The sequence below is a fragment of the Mannheimia sp. E30BD genome, assembly GCF_041807785.1.
Classification (GTDB): domain Bacteria; phylum Pseudomonadota; class Gammaproteobacteria; order Enterobacterales; family Pasteurellaceae; genus Mannheimia.
This window is the reverse complement of the sequence record NZ_JBGTYX010000006.1, coordinates 65,266-80,085: the sequence shown is the minus strand read 5'-3', so window position 1 is coordinate 80,085 and position 14,820 is coordinate 65,266. Positions and strand designations below refer to the sequence as shown.

General features: G+C 40.0%; 17 protein-coding genes. All 17 read left to right on the top strand.

Features of this window, described 5'->3' with window-relative positions; translation table 11 throughout:
* The first annotated feature begins 8 nt into the window (after nt 1-8).
* The 17 genes from ACERCG_RS05675 to ACERCG_RS05595 all read left to right on the top strand — a co-directional run bounded on the left by ACERCG_RS05675 (nt 9) and on the right by ACERCG_RS05595 (nt 14,798).
* A complete protein-coding gene (locus tag ACERCG_RS05675) occupies nt 9-1,148 on the top strand; it encodes a DUF2586 domain-containing protein (RefSeq protein ID WP_373611081.1) in 1,140 nt (379 codons plus the stop codon).
* Entirely contained in the window at nt 1,141-1,599 is a 459-nt protein-coding gene (locus ACERCG_RS05670) for a phage protein (RefSeq protein ID WP_373611080.1), read from the top strand. The genes ACERCG_RS05675 and ACERCG_RS05670 overlap by 8 nt, the downstream gene beginning before the upstream one ends.
* 87 nt (nt 1,600-1,686) lie before the next feature.
* A complete protein-coding gene (locus ACERCG_RS05665; RefSeq protein ID WP_373611079.1) occupies nt 1,687-2,169 on the top strand; it encodes a lysozyme in 483 nt (160 codons plus the stop codon).
* A gap of 8 nt (nt 2,170-2,177) precedes the next feature.
* Complete coding sequence (locus ACERCG_RS05660; protein WP_373611078.1) at nt 2,178-2,732, top strand: hypothetical protein; 555 nt, start codon at nt 2,178-2,180, stop codon at nt 2,730-2,732.
* Nucleotides 2,707-2,979, top strand: coding sequence for a hypothetical protein (locus ACERCG_RS05655; protein ID WP_373611077.1), 273 nt, complete (start codon nt 2,707-2,709; stop codon nt 2,977-2,979). The genes ACERCG_RS05660 and ACERCG_RS05655 overlap by 26 nt, the downstream gene beginning before the upstream one ends.
* Nucleotides 2,980-3,052: 73 nt before the next feature.
* A complete protein-coding gene (locus ACERCG_RS05650; RefSeq protein ID WP_373611076.1) occupies nt 3,053-3,361 on the top strand; it encodes a putative phage tail assembly chaperone in 309 nt (102 codons plus the stop codon).
* A gap of 41 nt (nt 3,362-3,402) precedes the next feature.
* Nucleotides 3,403-3,549: a hypothetical protein gene (locus ACERCG_RS05645; protein WP_373611075.1), complete on the top strand. Its 147-nt coding sequence runs from the start codon at nt 3,403-3,405 to the stop codon at nt 3,547-3,549.
* 4 nt (nt 3,550-3,553) lie between these two features.
* Complete coding sequence (locus ACERCG_RS05640; protein WP_373611074.1) at nt 3,554-6,019, top strand: phage tail tape measure protein; 2,466 nt, start codon at nt 3,554-3,556, stop codon at nt 6,017-6,019.
* The gene (locus ACERCG_RS05635; protein WP_373611073.1) at nt 6,019-6,351 is read left to right on the top strand and encodes a DUF2590 family protein; all 333 of its coding nucleotides are present in this window, start codon (nt 6,019-6,021) and stop codon (nt 6,349-6,351) included. Before ACERCG_RS05640 ends, ACERCG_RS05635 begins: the two co-directional genes overlap by 1 nt.
* An 11-nt stretch (nt 6,352-6,362) precedes the next feature.
* Complete coding sequence (locus ACERCG_RS05630; protein ID WP_373611072.1) at nt 6,363-7,529, top strand: baseplate J/gp47 family protein; 1,167 nt, start codon at nt 6,363-6,365, stop codon at nt 7,527-7,529.
* A 3-nt stretch (nt 7,530-7,532) separates the two neighbouring features.
* Nucleotides 7,533-8,060 (top strand): phage tail protein, encoded by a 528-nt coding sequence (locus tag ACERCG_RS05625; protein ID WP_373611136.1) that lies wholly within the window; start codon nt 7,533-7,535, stop codon nt 8,058-8,060.
* Between the two features lie 37 nt (nt 8,061-8,097).
* Nucleotides 8,098-10,893, top strand: coding sequence for a phage tail protein (locus tag ACERCG_RS05620; RefSeq protein ID WP_373611071.1), 2,796 nt, complete (start codon nt 8,098-8,100; stop codon nt 10,891-10,893).
* Nucleotides 10,893-11,519, top strand: coding sequence for a DUF4376 domain-containing protein (locus ACERCG_RS05615; RefSeq protein ID WP_373611070.1), 627 nt, complete (start codon nt 10,893-10,895; stop codon nt 11,517-11,519). Before ACERCG_RS05620 ends, ACERCG_RS05615 begins: the two co-directional genes overlap by 1 nt.
* Entirely contained in the window at nt 11,506-11,766 is a 261-nt protein-coding gene (locus ACERCG_RS05610; protein ID WP_373611069.1) for a hypothetical protein, read from the top strand. The genes ACERCG_RS05615 and ACERCG_RS05610 overlap by 14 nt, the downstream gene beginning before the upstream one ends.
* 10 nt (nt 11,767-11,776) lie before the next feature.
* On the top strand, nt 11,777-12,544 hold the full coding sequence (locus ACERCG_RS05605) for a hypothetical protein (RefSeq protein WP_373611068.1): 768 nt from the start codon (nt 11,777-11,779) through the stop codon (nt 12,542-12,544).
* Nucleotides 12,534-13,196: a hypothetical protein gene (locus tag ACERCG_RS05600; protein ID WP_373611067.1), complete on the top strand. Its 663-nt coding sequence runs from the start codon at nt 12,534-12,536 to the stop codon at nt 13,194-13,196. Before ACERCG_RS05605 ends, ACERCG_RS05600 begins: the two co-directional genes overlap by 11 nt.
* Nucleotides 13,197-14,798: a hypothetical protein gene (locus tag ACERCG_RS05595; RefSeq protein ID WP_373611066.1), complete on the top strand. Its 1,602-nt coding sequence runs from the start codon at nt 13,197-13,199 to the stop codon at nt 14,796-14,798. It abuts the gene before it with no gap.
* Nucleotides 14,799-14,820: the final 22 nt, after the last annotated feature.

The following is a 14,820-nucleotide window of genomic DNA, read 5'->3' as shown; positions in this document are numbered from 1 at the left end:
AAACATAAATGGCTTTCCCAGGTGTTCAAATTAACGCACTCAATCAGCTTAGCGGCACGACAAAAGAAATCGAACGCACGGCATTATTTGTGGGTGTTGGTTCAAAAAATCTAAATCAGCTCACTGCGGTTACTGCAGATACTGATTTAAATCAGTTATTCGGTTCAGCTGAAACCGAACTAAAAAAACAGGTCAAAACAGCAATGTTAAATGCCGGTCAAAATTGGTTTGCCTATGTTTACCAAACAGCTGAAGAAGGCTACGACTTCGTACAAGCGGTTAAAAATGCCAATAATGTTGCAAGTTTTGAATATTGTATCAATACCAATACCTTTGGCATTGATAAAGCAGCAGTTAATAAGCTACAAGAGTGCCATAGCGAATTATTAGCAGTATTAGGCAGACGAACATTCTTTATTCAAAGTATTGCAAGTATCAATAATGAAAGTGACGGTGGAGAAACGTGGGGGCAATATGTACAAAAACTCACGACATTAACAAAAACTATTGCTGCAGATCACGTTATGTTAGTGCCTAATTTATTTGGTACAGATACGGGGGCTTTAGCAGGACGATTAGCCAACCGAGCCGTTACAGTTGCCGATAGTCCCTGTCGTGTAAAAACCGGTGCGGTAGTGGGCTTAAACGCTGAAAAACCGAAAGATAAAGACGGTGCAGAATTAGATATTGCTACCCTAAAAGCCTTAGATTTAGCACGTTATTCAACAGTAATGTGGTATCCGGACTATGAAGGTTATTATTGGGCGGATGGTCGAACCTTGGATGTAGAAGGGGGAGATTACCAAGTCATTGAAAATGTGCGTGTTGTGGATAAGGCAGCAAGACGAATTCGCTTACAAGCCATCTCAAAAATTGGCGACCGTTCTCTAAACGCAAGTTTAGGCAGCATTGAAGCTCATAAAACCTTCTTCACTGCGGTATTACGTGAGATGTCAAAATCTGCCGCTATCGGCAATGTAGATTTCCCCGGCGAATGCTATCCACCTAAAGACGGTGATGTTGATATTGTGTGGACCAATAAAAACGCAGTTACTATCTACGTTAAAGTTCGTCCATTGGAATGCCCTAAATCTATTACAGTGAGTATTTTCTTAGACTTAACGACCTTAGGAGGTGGTGATGAGTAGAGAACGAATCAGCGGAATGAGCTTTGATTTTTACTTGGGCTTAATTCCGGTGCATGCAGAAAGTGTCAATTTAAGCATTACGGATAATACCGCAGTAGCCCAAACAAGGGGCATTCCCGACGGCTATGTCTCTGGTGATGTGAGTGCAGAGGGTGAAATTGAGCTGGATGAAAAAAACTTTAAAAAAATTAGTTTAGCCGCAACGGCTGCCGGCTCATATCGTGATATTCCCCTTGTCGATTTAACCTTCTTTGCAAGTCGTGGAGGTGTTCGCACTAAAGTAGAAGCCTTTGATTGTAAGTTGGTTGTAACAGACCTCATCAATATTGACCCCAAAGGTGGTTCAAAAACGACAAAGAAAGTGAAGTATTTTGTAACAAGTCCGGATTTCGTAAAAATTGACGGTGTGCCTTACTTAAGCAGAGAAGATACCCGTGATTTAATCGGATAACCTTTTTGCCCCGAAGAAAAAACAGCCCGACAGAGGCAACAGGGGCGTTTATCGTTCCAATAAAAACAACAATAAGAAGGAATAACAATGAAAAAAGTGACAGCGTTAAGTTTATCTAGCACAGGATTGGATTTAATCAAATCTTTTGAGGGGTGCAAATTAACCGCATATCGCGATGTAAAAGGAGTAGCCACTATCGGCTATGGTCATACTTTCGGTGTAAAAATGGGGATGACAATTACCCAAGCTCAAGCTGATGAATTTTTAAAGGCGGACATCAAACATTTTGAAGAGGGGGTAAATGTCTTACTGAATGAATTAGGCGTGCAGGTTACACAATGTCAATTTGATGCCTTAGTCAGTCTTGCGTTTAATATTGGTTTACGTGCTTTGGCTAAATCTACCTTAGCCAAGTATTTATATACGATGAGACAAGATGACCAAGAGTCTATCTATAAAGTGGCAGATCAGTTTTTACGCTGGAAGTTTTCCGGCGGCAAAGAGTACCCGGGCTTATTAAATCGCCGTAAAAAAGAGCGTTTGCATTTTTTATTAGATGCAAAGGTATAGGGGGGGTTATGAATTGGAAAGAAGTCTCTAAATCCGTGGGTAAAGTTGCTGCAGGCATAGCACCCTTATTAACCGGACCTGTTGGCATTGCATTTAGCGTAGGGAGTTTAATTGCTGAAGCATTGGGGACGGATAACAACCCTGAAGCAATAGTAAAAGCCTTAAAAACAGACCCGCAAGCGGCATTAAAACTGCAGGAAATGCAGTTGAAACACGCAGAGTTTTTTGAGCAAAGTCGCCTACAGCAATTAAATATTGATGCAGAAATGGAAAAGGCAAGGCTGGCTGATTTACAGCAAGCCAGAAGTACGCACAAGGGACATTTTATGCCACCTTTGCTGACGTTAATTCTATTTTTAACGATTGCCGGCACGATTTTTGGCTTAATGAATTTCCAAGTGCCGGAAGCTAATCAAGAAGTAGTTTATCTTTTAATCGGCTCAGTAACAACTGCCTTTACCCAAGCCTTTGCTTATTGGTTGGGTTCAAGTCGTGGTAGTGCGGAAAAGCAAGCAATGCTTGTGCAAGGGAAATCAAATGCTAGAGCTTACCCAACTAATTAGCATCGCTATTTCAGGCGTATTAATTCCGGTTGCTTTTTCGTTTAGTAAATCCATTACTGAAAATAGCGAGAAAATCGCAAAACTGGAAACCGAAAGCACCGAAAAAATTGCGAAGCTGGAAAACAATATTGCAAAAAGCTATGTGCAAAAAGACGATTTAAAACAAATGCGGATTGAAATTCGTGAAATGATTTCAGACTTGAAAGACCGATTAAACCGCATTGAAGAAAACACTAAGCATAAATAACAAGCGGTCAAATTTTGCTGATTTTTTGCAAAATCTTGGCTAATACTCTCACTTAATCTTAAAGGAAAACAAAATGAAAGACACAAATGTAGCAACATCAATTTTAGCAAAATTAGGCTTAACCAAGCAGGAAGCAACCGTAACCCTTGGCGATGTTGAATTTACCTTCCGTCGTGATTTATCGGCATACGATTCGTTTGTAACCGACTTTGGCGAAGATAATAAGTTAACACCGGCAAAAGATTATTTACTTGCCATTATTGAACCATCGCAACGTGAGCAATTTTCCGAATTATTACCGTATAGCGAAGTGGTGCTAAACATCTTAAAAGCAGTTAATGAAGCCTTTGCCCCGGCGGTGGAAATCAAGCTAAAAAAATAGCCGAAAGGGTAGAAAACATTGAACAAAACGGCTTATCGAAAATGATAACCTTAAGAATGCATTATCTACCCTTTGCCGACAATAGTGACCATAACCTCGCCAGAGCGTTATGGTTACATAAAAATTATTTTGAATCGCTCACAAATGCGACTACCAATGGAATAGCCCAAGCCTTTAACGCTGAATAACAATATGGCACAAAATGTCTTAAATTACATTATTACTTTAACCGACCAAATTTCATCACCGCTAAAAGGGGTGATGAAAGATTTTGATAGGTTAGGTGAGCGTGGTCGTGCTTCTATGGAGCAAATCGGGTTTGGTGTAGCCGGATTGATTGGTGCCGGAATAGCAGTAAAATCTGCCCTTGAACCGGCTATCGAATTCAATAATGCGATGGCAAATGTCGCTGCTGCCGGCGTGTCTGATTTGGGGCTAAAAAAAGTAAAATCCTTTGCATTGGAGTTTTCGGCTGCTTATGGGATTGCAGCCGCTGATGTGGTCGATTCTACCAATGAAATTGCACGGGCAATTGATGGGCTAACCGAGGATGAATTAATCGGTTTCAGTAAAGGTTCAAATTTGCTTGCCAAAGCAACCGGTTCTGATGTGGCTGAAATGGGGTCATACCTTTCTACTATGTATGGTATTTTCCAACAAGAAGCCGACAAAATGGGCAAAGCAGATTGGATTGAAATGATGGCAGGGCAGGCGACTTTAACGGCGAATATGTTTAAGTCCTCCGGCAAATCACTTTCTGATGCCTTTACTAATTTAATGGCAACCGGTCAATCTAAAGGCGTGGCACTTGCAGAACAATTTGCTGTGTTAGGTAATTTGCAAAGCGTAATGCCCGGTGGGCAATCGGGTACCAAATATGCGGCTTTCTTAAAAGGAATCGGCAGTGCTCAATTTGGAAAAAATGCATTAGGGTTAAACTTCCTTGACGCTCATAAACGTATGAGACCGATTACTGAAATCTTAGATCAAATTAAGCAAAAATATGGTGATGTCATTGATGAGGCAGAGTCAAACCAGTTAAGAAAAGCCTTTGGTACCGATGAGGCGGTAAGCGTAATCAGTTATCTGTTACCCAAAATAGACCAACTCAAGGACAATATTGCCGAAATAGGCGATATTAAAAATTTAGATGATGTAGCCAAAATTGCAAAAATGGTTACAGACCCGTGGCAACGACTGGCAAAGGTGATCGAGAATGTCAAAATTGCAATTGGTACTGCCGTGCTTGAACGGCTAAACCCGATTATTCATCAAATTGCCGATTTTGGTGCTACTGTTAGCGAGTGGTTAACAGTGAATAAATACGTAGCACGGTTAATTGGTTATATTGCTATCGGTGTTACTGGTTTTGGGGCATTAGCAGCAAGCATTACCTTGTTATCAGGTTTGTTTGGTTTATTAAAAGTCGGAGTGTTGGCATTATTGTTGCCTTTTAAAGCAATAGGTGCGGCATTATTTGCAGCCTTTGCTTATCCGCTGGCAATTATAGCTAAAGCAGCAACAGCATTATCCTTTATCTTTACTCGCCCTTTTGTCTTAATGAAAATGTTTTCAGTAGCAATAGGTGGCGTGTTTGGTAAATTACTTGCCTTATTCAGCTCTTTAACGGCTCCATTGGGGGCGTTATTTGGGGCGTTTGGCAAAATTGCAGCTATGTTGCGATTAGCCTTTGCAGCAGGTCCGTTAGTTACCCTTAAAGTAATGGCAGCAGGTTTGTTTAAAGTCTTGCTTGCCGGTTTTAGTGCTATTTTTAGCCCGATGGCTATTTTTATCGCATTATTAGCCGGCGTCGGTATTTTTATTTATCGTTACCGAGCTAATTTTGCCGATCTATTCGCAGGTATTAAACGTGGTTTTGGTTCAGTTGGCGAATATTTAAGCCCATTATACCGTGCCTTTGATTTAGTCAAAAATGCTATTAGTAAGATTATTAATACTTTTGCTGGAATAACAGGTGTATCTACAGAAGCAGCCAATGCCACAGAAGCATTTGCACAAGTAGGTGAAATTATCGGCGTGCTATTAGGTGGTGCTTTAGAGTTGGTAATCTTTTGTATTGAAGCTATTGCAATTGGGTTTAACTTTGTAGCTGAGGTATTTAGCGGTGTAGCGGAGGTTATTCTTAAGCATTGGGATAATTTAGTTACAGCTTGGAAGAATGGCGACTGGTGGATGTTGCTATGTACAGCATTTAATGTTGTTAGTGATGCGTGGGATGTTGTGGTAAATGCGATTAAAAATGTTTGGAACAGTACAGTTAATGCTATTTTAGGTATTTGGAATAAGATTTCAAGCACATTGGGTTTAGGGCTGGAAATCCCGATTACAGTCAATGATAGTCAGTTGAGCAAAATAAACGTGGCTAAAAACACGGTAAGTGCGGTAATGGCAACGACTCAAGCTGTACAGTCTATCCAAACATCATCTGCCGGCAATAGTGTTGCACAAATTCCGGCAAATGCTCAACCAAACGGCGGAATAGTGAATAAGGGGGTTGCATCCTCTTATGTAACTAATTCCAGCAAATCCAACACAACATACCACAATAGTTTTGTAATTCAGCAAGCAGCTGATCCGGATAAAGTTGCAGAAGCAATAATGCAAAAGCAACAAGATACGAATAATTTAAGGTCATAATGAGCGAGAAACTTTACCTTGATTTATTAATTACAGATGAAGATTTGACCCTAGATTCAGGTCATATCCCTGTAGTTTGTAATAATCGAATATCAATCGCACAAGATATTAAACACGCTTTATTAGAAAGCGGTTTAGTCACCTCGCTCATTGCTGAACGCTCCCCGGTTTTACGTAGTGATATTTTCTTACAGATGGTATTGCTGGTAGAAGAAGATGAACGGCTGGTGCCGGGAACTATTCATATCACAGAGCAAGCATTAGGGCGATTAATGCTGAATGCCGATACTGTGGATTTTGGTCCGATTGATGCATTGGAAATTGCGTATTAAAGGGTTAGGTAATGAGTGAAGTATTTAAAACATTATTAATTGAGCAGGGATTGCCTACTGAAGAAAGCGAAATTAAGCAGCATTTTGAAACATTAACCGAAGAGCAAGGCTTAATCACTAATACCAGTAAAATGTCACCATTTTGGCGATTAATTACCGCTATTGCAGTTACGCCGGTTAAATGGCTAACCGATATGTTGATTTATGGTGTGTTACCTAACCTCTTTGTCAAAACCGCAAGCGGGAAATGGCTACAAATTCACGCTTGGTCGGTTGGGTTAGATTTTAAACAGGCAACTAAAGCACAAGGTGTGATTGAATTTACTAAACAATCAGCAGTTACGCCTATTACGATTAAAAAAGGTACAATTATTCAAACAGAACGGATCAATGACACCATTTTTAGAGTGCTCGTAACAGAAGATACTTTTATTCCACAAGGTATAGTTTCGGCTTTAGTGCCAGTTGAAGCAGAGCTAGCAGGCAGTAATTATAATTTGGCTGGTGGATATTACCGCATATTGCCAGAATCAGTGCAAGGTATTGCAAATGTAGTGAATAAAAATGATTGGCTGACTACTCCTGGAGCAAACAAAGAAAGCGATGAAGAACTAAGACAGCGTTATAAAGTACAATTCAATAGTGTTGGGCAACATCATATTGATAGTGTATATAAAAGTATGATTGCTAGTGTGGCTGGTTTGTCTGTTGACCGTATTTACTTTAAACATAATGCACCACGTGGCCCAGGTTCAGCAAATGCGTATTTGTTATTAGATACTGGTATTATTAGTCAGCCCTTTATTGATACAGTGAATAATTACATTACCAATCTTGGCCATCACGGACACGGCGACGATTTAGTTTGTTTTGCAATGCCAGAAACCCATCACAATCTGACTTGTAAAATCTATTTTGAGCCAAATCAAGGTATTCAAGATACACAAAAGCAACTCATACTAAAACAGGTTGAACAAATGATTCGTTGTGCGTGGCGTGAGAATAATAATTTTGACGTACACAAAACCTACCCGTTTAGCCGCTTTTCGTGGTCAAGATTAGGTGAAGAAATACATAAGCAAATCCCGAGTATTAGATCAATTATTTGGGGGCAAAATGATGTGATAAGCGATCTAGATATACCACGTATCCGACAATTAACCGTGAGTGAGGTATAAATGATAAAAATAAAACTCCCGTTCTGGATGGATAAAGGGGAGCTAAGCAAAATCGCTTCGCTTTTTGAAAAATGGTGGCAAAAAACGCTGAATCTGTTTTTGGCTACATTCATAACCCAAGATGAAGAAAAATGTAGTGAGGAAATTTTAAATTTAATTGCTTATCAACGTGATGTCACGAGATTTGCAAATGAGCCGCTGGAGTTATTTAGAAAACGGGTGAAATATGCTTTTATCAATGCGAAAGAGGCTGGTAGTAAAGCCGGTTTTATTCGTATATTTGAACGGTTAGGCATCGGTTATGTTGAATTAGAAGAACGATTTGATGATGAAAATTGGGATGTAATCAAAATTCGCTTAAACGATTCCCAATTGGCAAAAAATCCGGATTTACTCAATTTGATTATCCGGCAATATGGACGAACCTGTCGCCGATACACCTTTGAAGTATTGATTAATCATAAAGTGCATATTTACCACGGTGAATTTAACCACGATTACCAAACACACGCAGTAACATTGGCTATTTAACCCGTTAATTCCAATAAAAATAATAATAGGAAGAACAATGACAACATTAGCAACCCCTCAACTTGAGCAATATATCTCACAGCAAATTGTTAACGGTCAAACCGTTGTATTTGATGAGTTTATTTTTGCCAATATCCCAAATTTAACCGCCGATAACCTACAGCATCATCTGGCTATCCCTAGTGCATCGCATATTGTGCATAGACAGGCTATATCACAAACCGGTGTTGTAAATCAAAATGCGGTGGTGTATTCAGTGACTATCGGTTCTGATATTGGCGATTTTGATTTTAACTTTATCGGTCTATGTAATAAATCAAGCGGTTTATTAGGCGTTGCAGTCTATACCGATACAGTAAAAAAATTGAGAGATAAAAATGGCATTCAAGGCAATAGTTTGACACGTTCAATTTTACTTGAGTTTTCCAATGCTCCGCAACATACAAATATTACGATTCCTGCCGAAACGTGGCAAATTGATTTTACGCTACGTCTAAAAGGATTAGATGAAAAAATTCGCTTAACTAACCGTGATTTATATGGGCGAGCAATCTTTTTTGATGAAGGTTTCTTACTTAAGCGTAAATCCGGTAATAATTTTACAATTACTGCAGGTACAGCTTATATAGAAGGTGTACGAGCCAATATTACTGCAGATGAGAATATTACTTTGGCATTGCCTTGTTCGGTATATGTTGATGTAGTACATCATTGCACCGTAACCGGTGCATATCAAACCGAGGTGAAATTCTTAAAAACGGCTAAAAGTGATTATATTGATACTGCAGGTAATCAACACTATGTACAAATATTGGCAGATATTGACCAAAACGGCAACATTACAGACCGTCGGTTATTATCACCGTTATTAGGCATTAACCCTAAAGATTTGGATGATACAACGGAAAATAGAGCAGATAAAACAGGGCATACCCATAAATTACCGTTAGCTTCCTTGCTCAAAAAAGGCATAACCCAACTTTTTTCCGGCTTAGATTCCGACGCTGAAGATATGGCAGCTACGCCAAAGGCGATTAAAATCCTCAAAGGCTTAATTGATGCCATTACACGCAATCTAAACAACTACATCCCCAACAGCAAAAAGTCGAATGCAGTTGATAGCAACAGTGCGGATACGGTAGCGACGAGTTTCGCGGCTAAAACAGCCTATGACAAAGGCGTTGAGGCTAAAACTGCTGTCGATAATTTAGACAGCGTGGCTTATAAAGTCAATAAGTCAGTTGGCTATGCCGGAAATGCTGCCGCATTAATGCAGGAAAATACCGTTTTTAGCACAACTGACGGAAATTTACTTGATTTGCCTCCTACAGCATACAAGTGGGGAGCCGGCGTTTCGATGTCTACAGCCGGCGGTAAAGCATTACTTTATATCTCGCACGCAGGTTCTCAAGTTTGGGCGAAAGGGGGTTACGGTGAGGATTATTCGAAGCCGTGGAAACGGTTAGACGGTGCAGATTGGGTAGACGTGAGAGGTCGTCCTAGTAGCGTTAATCATTATGGCTTTTGGGATTTTGATGTGGCAGATGTTCTGGACGCAGATTTAAATCACATTACAAAGCCCGGTCTGTACGGACAAAGAGCAAGTGCAGGTGCAACGCTTGACCGAAATTACCCTATTCAAGAAGCAGGCACATTATTGGTTACGCCATCGGCTTACGGTGTGCAGCAGGAATATACTACCTACCACGCAAATCAAAAGTATGTGCGAGGTAAAATAGACAACCATTGGCAACCTTGGAAACGTATTGACGGTTTAAACAAAGAAGATGCGTTGGTTGAACATAACCTTGACTTGACAAGCCTTGACCAAAACCGATGGTATCCCGTTTTAATGCAAATGCCTTCGGCAAGAAAGCTCTATCGCTTCGCTCTCTATCACGCACTCTATGAGGAAAGCCGTCCAAGTTGGGGATTGCACGTAGGAGGCTTTGGCGTGCGATGTGAATGGGAGGTAATGCCTTCTTCTTGGGGGATGTGGCATACCAGTGGGTTAAGGCTCATCAAACACTTTGAATACATTCATTGCAATCAATCGCCTTTGCTGAATTTAGGACAACTTCCTCAAGAAAGTAAAGAGTATGTTTATCTGCGAGGTGGTGCGAAATACCGTCTTTATTGCGAGCCGGATGTGCGGGTAGAAATCAGCCGAAGTGATTATCACGGTGCATCAAGAGAATATCGTTGGCATATTCCAATGCTCCACGCTTATGATGAGACACTTGTGCCGAAGCCGCTAAGGGTACAGTTTGATGAAATCTTTGCAGGATTATCAAATAAAGTCAGTAAATCAGGCGATGAAATGAGAGGTGATTTGAGTATTCGTTCAGGTGATTGGTCCGGGTTGAATTTATACAACCTAGCAGGTAAATACCTACGACTTGAAACCAACCCTGACCACGCATCTAACTTTGCATCATTCATTTATCGCAATGCAACAGGTGCGAATGAGGCGGTGATTTATGTGCCGAAGAAAAACGGTGAAATGGCACTAATTGAGGATTTCAGTTACCAAAAAATCGGTAACTTTGAGGTGCGTAAATATCCGGATGGTACGATGATTCAGACTTTTCAGTACGAAGAGAATGATTTATATGTTTGGACACAGAAAGAGTTTAGTTGGGCAGTAGCTTTTACGGAAACACCTTTAGTATTTAGTAAAATAACCACCTCACATAAAGGCTCACACGACTGCGGAATTAACATTTTAAGTAGCAGTAATAATGCAAAAGTGTATTACCATTACTACGAACATACTTCACTAAACCAAGGCTTATGTCGTATACAATTTTTATCAATCGGGAGGTGGAAATAATGGCGATTTTTTATAAAGACGGAGGATTTTATAATGACGATTTCGGAGGATTTGTGCCGGAGCAATCGGTAGAAATCAGCGAGGAATTATATATTGCTCTACTGGAAGGTCAAGCACAGGGTAAACAGATTATGGAGCAAGCCGGCAAGCTGATTTTAACCGAACAGAAGCCTAGCCCTTATCACGAATGGAACGGTAAAAAATGGGTGTTATCAGCCGAGTTACAAGCGGTCAAAAAAGCCGAAGAAATTGCAATGGTGCGAGAGCGAATTAATGCTTTGCGTGATAGCAAATCGGCAGGTGGCGTGTATGTGGAGAAGTTAGGTAAATGGTTTGATTCGGACGACAAAGCACAGAAGAAACTATTAGGCTTAAAAGCCACAATGGATTTAATCGGCACAGAAATGACTGTTGATTGGACTTGTGCCGATAATACCGATTTTGAGGGTTTCGGCAAAGCTCATTTAACGGCAGTAATTGCCGCTATTCTGCAAGCTGAAAACCATAATCACACCGTAGCACGCCAACACAAGGCTGCTTTAGAGCAAGCTGAAAATCCGCTTGAATATGACTATTCGGCGGGGTGGACGAAAACCTATGAGGACTTTTTAAGTGAGCAAAATTAAAAGTTACTTTTACCATAACTTAATCGCCATCGACCAACTCTTCAATGCTCTCACAGGCGGAGCAGCGGATGAAACTTTCTCTAGTCGTTGTTATCGCGGAGCTTCAAAACCAAACCCGAAAAAGCGTTGGCGTTTTTGGTATGCATTTGTCAATGGCTTGTTTTTTGACAAGAACCATTGTAAGACTGCTTATGAAAGCGAGGTAAAAAGAAAGCAATATCCATCGGGTTTTACTGAAATTTTATAAAGGAAAACAAATGAAAGTGTGGAAATTAAAGAAAATTGTATTACCGCCTTCAGTAACAGATGTATTAAAAGAAAATCAACAGGGGCGTGCAACGCCCCTTAATTTTAGTATCTCTGGGGTAAAAATTGGTGTACATAATTGGTCGCACGGTTTGCAAGAAAAATCAGGCAAATATTTATCGCCTGAAAATGCAATGAACGCCTATGTATTAAAATTCTTAGATTATAACGATAGCAATCGACCTCAAGGCGAGCAAGATGTTATTGGGTTAATGATTACGGCTAGTCATTCAGATGAATTTATTGCAAAAATTGAAAATATAGCTACTTTATTGCCAGAGCCGACCTTTAAGCAAGCATTAGATTATGCCAAAGCATCAGCGACTATTGAGCAAACAAAAATGATAAAAACGCCGGCTATGGCTTCTCCGGCATTTGCTAAAGAGGCGGATATTACCCCTCAATCTGCCCGCACTTTACAAAGCGTTTTACGTAATGCTGCGGCAATTGCAACCACATCGGTAGCAAACAATATCAATGATGTGATTAATGCCTTAAAGCAGAAAAAAGCCGAGCGTGAACGTGAAAATCAACAAAAAACAGAACGCTTGTTATCCGCAACTGCCCAAGCTTATGCTTTTATTGACCGTGGTGAATTAGCTGAGGTCGCAATGAATTTAAAACGTAATTTACCCGATGCAGGAAATATCTTTACCGCTTGTGTAATGTTTATTGGTAAGGACTTATCAAATTTAAAAGGAATGATCTATGAGTTATGATATTTATACACAAAAACAGCCTACCAGCACACCATTAAGCGGTACATTATCAAATAAAAAAACAGTACATCGCAATCCTTCTGTTCAGCTGGCTTTAAACGGACAAGCCGTTTATTTATATGACTTTCAAGCAACCGCAAAAGTAACTCGCCAAGAAGAAGATATGAGCGGTCAAGATAGCTCTACCAAGAAAAGTGATAAAGGTGTAAAAGCAAAAGAACTGACTGTAACTGGATTAATTCCCTATCGCCAAAAAGAATGGTTGCAAAATTTATTTAAGTTAGCTGAAGCAATAACAGGTAAAGGCGAGCAGGTGAAATACCGTATCGCGAATGTAACCGCAGAAGCAATTAATATGCGTGAAGGTGTTTTCAGTGGCGAGATTTCCGCTAGTGAAGATTATGTATTGGGCTGGCAGGTCAATTTTACACTACGAGAAGTAAATTCAGTCAGTGAGAAAAAATCAAAACAAGCGAAAAAGAAAAAGCCGAAAGCAAAAGTGCAAGGGGAAAAGGCAATAGCAAGTAAAGGGAATAATAACGAACAATCTAAGGTAGAAAAAATAACGAAATCTTCCCCGAAAACCCCAGTAGCGGAGGAACAAAATAAAAGAACCGAATTTGATAAACAATTAGAAAAATGGGGATTTTAGATGAGAATTATAAAAACCGTCCTCATTGACGGGCAGGAAGTGGATTTAGCCCGAGAGCAAATTATTCTTGAACTTAATAATACCGGTAGAGGTTACATTACCGTTGAAACAGAAAAGGATTGTACGGGCAAGAGTGTTATTTTTGAATTAGGGGAATTTGATGATTATTTCAAATGGTTTGATGGGTTTGTCGAAAGTGAGCAACAGGCAGAAAACGGATTCAAAAAGCTCTTTATCCGTGAAAATATTGCAAAATTTGAACGCCCGTTAAATTGTTCACATCGGCACATCACACTAAAAGATTTAGCTGATTGGATGACAGCACAAACCGGTATTGTATTTAAAGTGCCTGATAAAGATTATGCAACTAATCCTATTCCGCAGTTTGCCCATACAGGAAGCGGCTACCAGCTTTTACATAATATTGGCAGACAATTTCAAATTCCGCATTTTATTTGGCAACAAGCGGCAGATGGTAGTGTGTTTTTAGGCGACTGGCACGATAGTAGATGGGTGAATGAGCCGCTTGAATTGGATAATGATAGCACACTTGGTCGCAGCGGTAATCGAATGACAATTCCTATTACTGCATCTATTAGACCGGGGGCATTGGTTAATGGTAAGCGTATAAAAAAGGTAGAGTTGAATGGCGATAGCTATTTTTTAGAATGGGAAGAGTTAGACGAAAGTGGCAAGTCAATTCAAAAAAATGCAGACCGCCGACAAATTGAAAAAGAGTTTCCTGAATTGGCTGGTGGGTATCATCTGCCTAAAAGGGGAAGAGTAGTTGCGATTGCCGATCCAAGTAATGCCGGGGATTTAAATAATCCGTTTCGCCCGAAATATGCAGTAGAGGTGCAACTATTAGACGAAAATGGAAATGATGATACAAGTGTACCTGTGTATTCTGCCGTTCCATTGCCGATTACTAGTCCGTCTAGTCAAGGTGGTGATTTTTGCTTTCCGGAAATAGGCACTATCGTAGAGCTAGGTTTCCACAATGGACGAAGTGACCAACCTTTTGTTCGTTCATTTTCTGCAGAAGGAAAAACAATGCCGGCAGTTGCTCCGGGTGAAATGCTAAGACAGCAACGCCCAGAAGTGTTTGAAAGAACAGACCAAGCCGGAAATATGTATAAGGAAACAGACCAAACCATTAACGAAAAAAGTTTCCAAAGAAAAATCGAGACCGATAGCGAATATAAGCAGCTTGGCGAAGCAACTAAGGAAATTGATGCAAATAATAATGAAACGGTCGGTGGTAATAAGAAAACCCACGTGGTGGGCAATATTGAGGAAGTGACTGCAAGCAATAAAGATATAGGTGTAGCTGGTAAACTAAATGAAAAAATACAAGGTATTGCGGAAAGAATATCAGATGAGAAAAATAAACTTGTCGCCCCGATTAGCTATGTCGGCAGTGAGGGACAAAATATTTTTCGGATACTTGAAGACTTATGTCAGATTGTTGCTGACTTATCAATTGCAGTGAGTTCACATAACCATAATGGAGGACCACGACCTAGTAATTCATCCGAAATATCCCAATATGGGCAACTAGCTACAAAGGCTAAAATCAAGCTAACACCAATCATTGAGTAATTCAAAGCCACATTATTAACGT

Coding starts and splice junctions, on each gene's coding strand:
- ACERCG_RS05675 (WP_373611081.1), top strand. CDS start 9: ATGGCTTTCCCAGGTGTTCAAATTAACGCACTCAATCAGCTTAGCGGC.
- ACERCG_RS05670 (WP_373611080.1), top strand. CDS start 1,141: ATGAGTAGAGAACGAATCAGCGGAATGAGCTTTGATTTTTACTTGGGC.
- ACERCG_RS05665 (WP_373611079.1), top strand. CDS start 1,687: ATGAAAAAAGTGACAGCGTTAAGTTTATCTAGCACAGGATTGGATTTA.
- ACERCG_RS05660 (WP_373611078.1), top strand. CDS start 2,178: ATGAATTGGAAAGAAGTCTCTAAATCCGTGGGTAAAGTTGCTGCAGGC.
- ACERCG_RS05655 (WP_373611077.1), top strand. CDS start 2,707: ATGCTAGAGCTTACCCAACTAATTAGCATCGCTATTTCAGGCGTATTA.
- ACERCG_RS05650 (WP_373611076.1), top strand. CDS start 3,053: ATGAAAGACACAAATGTAGCAACATCAATTTTAGCAAAATTAGGCTTA.
- ACERCG_RS05645 (WP_373611075.1), top strand. CDS start 3,403: ATGATAACCTTAAGAATGCATTATCTACCCTTTGCCGACAATAGTGAC.
- ACERCG_RS05640 (WP_373611074.1), top strand. CDS start 3,554: ATGGCACAAAATGTCTTAAATTACATTATTACTTTAACCGACCAAATT.
- ACERCG_RS05635 (WP_373611073.1), top strand. CDS start 6,019: ATGAGCGAGAAACTTTACCTTGATTTATTAATTACAGATGAAGATTTG.
- ACERCG_RS05630 (WP_373611072.1), top strand. CDS start 6,363: ATGAGTGAAGTATTTAAAACATTATTAATTGAGCAGGGATTGCCTACT.
- ACERCG_RS05620 (WP_373611071.1), top strand. CDS start 8,098: ATGACAACATTAGCAACCCCTCAACTTGAGCAATATATCTCACAGCAA.
- ACERCG_RS05615 (WP_373611070.1), top strand. CDS start 10,893: ATGGCGATTTTTTATAAAGACGGAGGATTTTATAATGACGATTTCGGA.
- ACERCG_RS05605 (WP_373611068.1), top strand. CDS start 11,777: ATGAAAGTGTGGAAATTAAAGAAAATTGTATTACCGCCTTCAGTAACA.
- ACERCG_RS05600 (WP_373611067.1), top strand. CDS start 12,534: ATGAGTTATGATATTTATACACAAAAACAGCCTACCAGCACACCATTA.
- ACERCG_RS05595 (WP_373611066.1), top strand. CDS start 13,197: ATGAGAATTATAAAAACCGTCCTCATTGACGGGCAGGAAGTGGATTTA.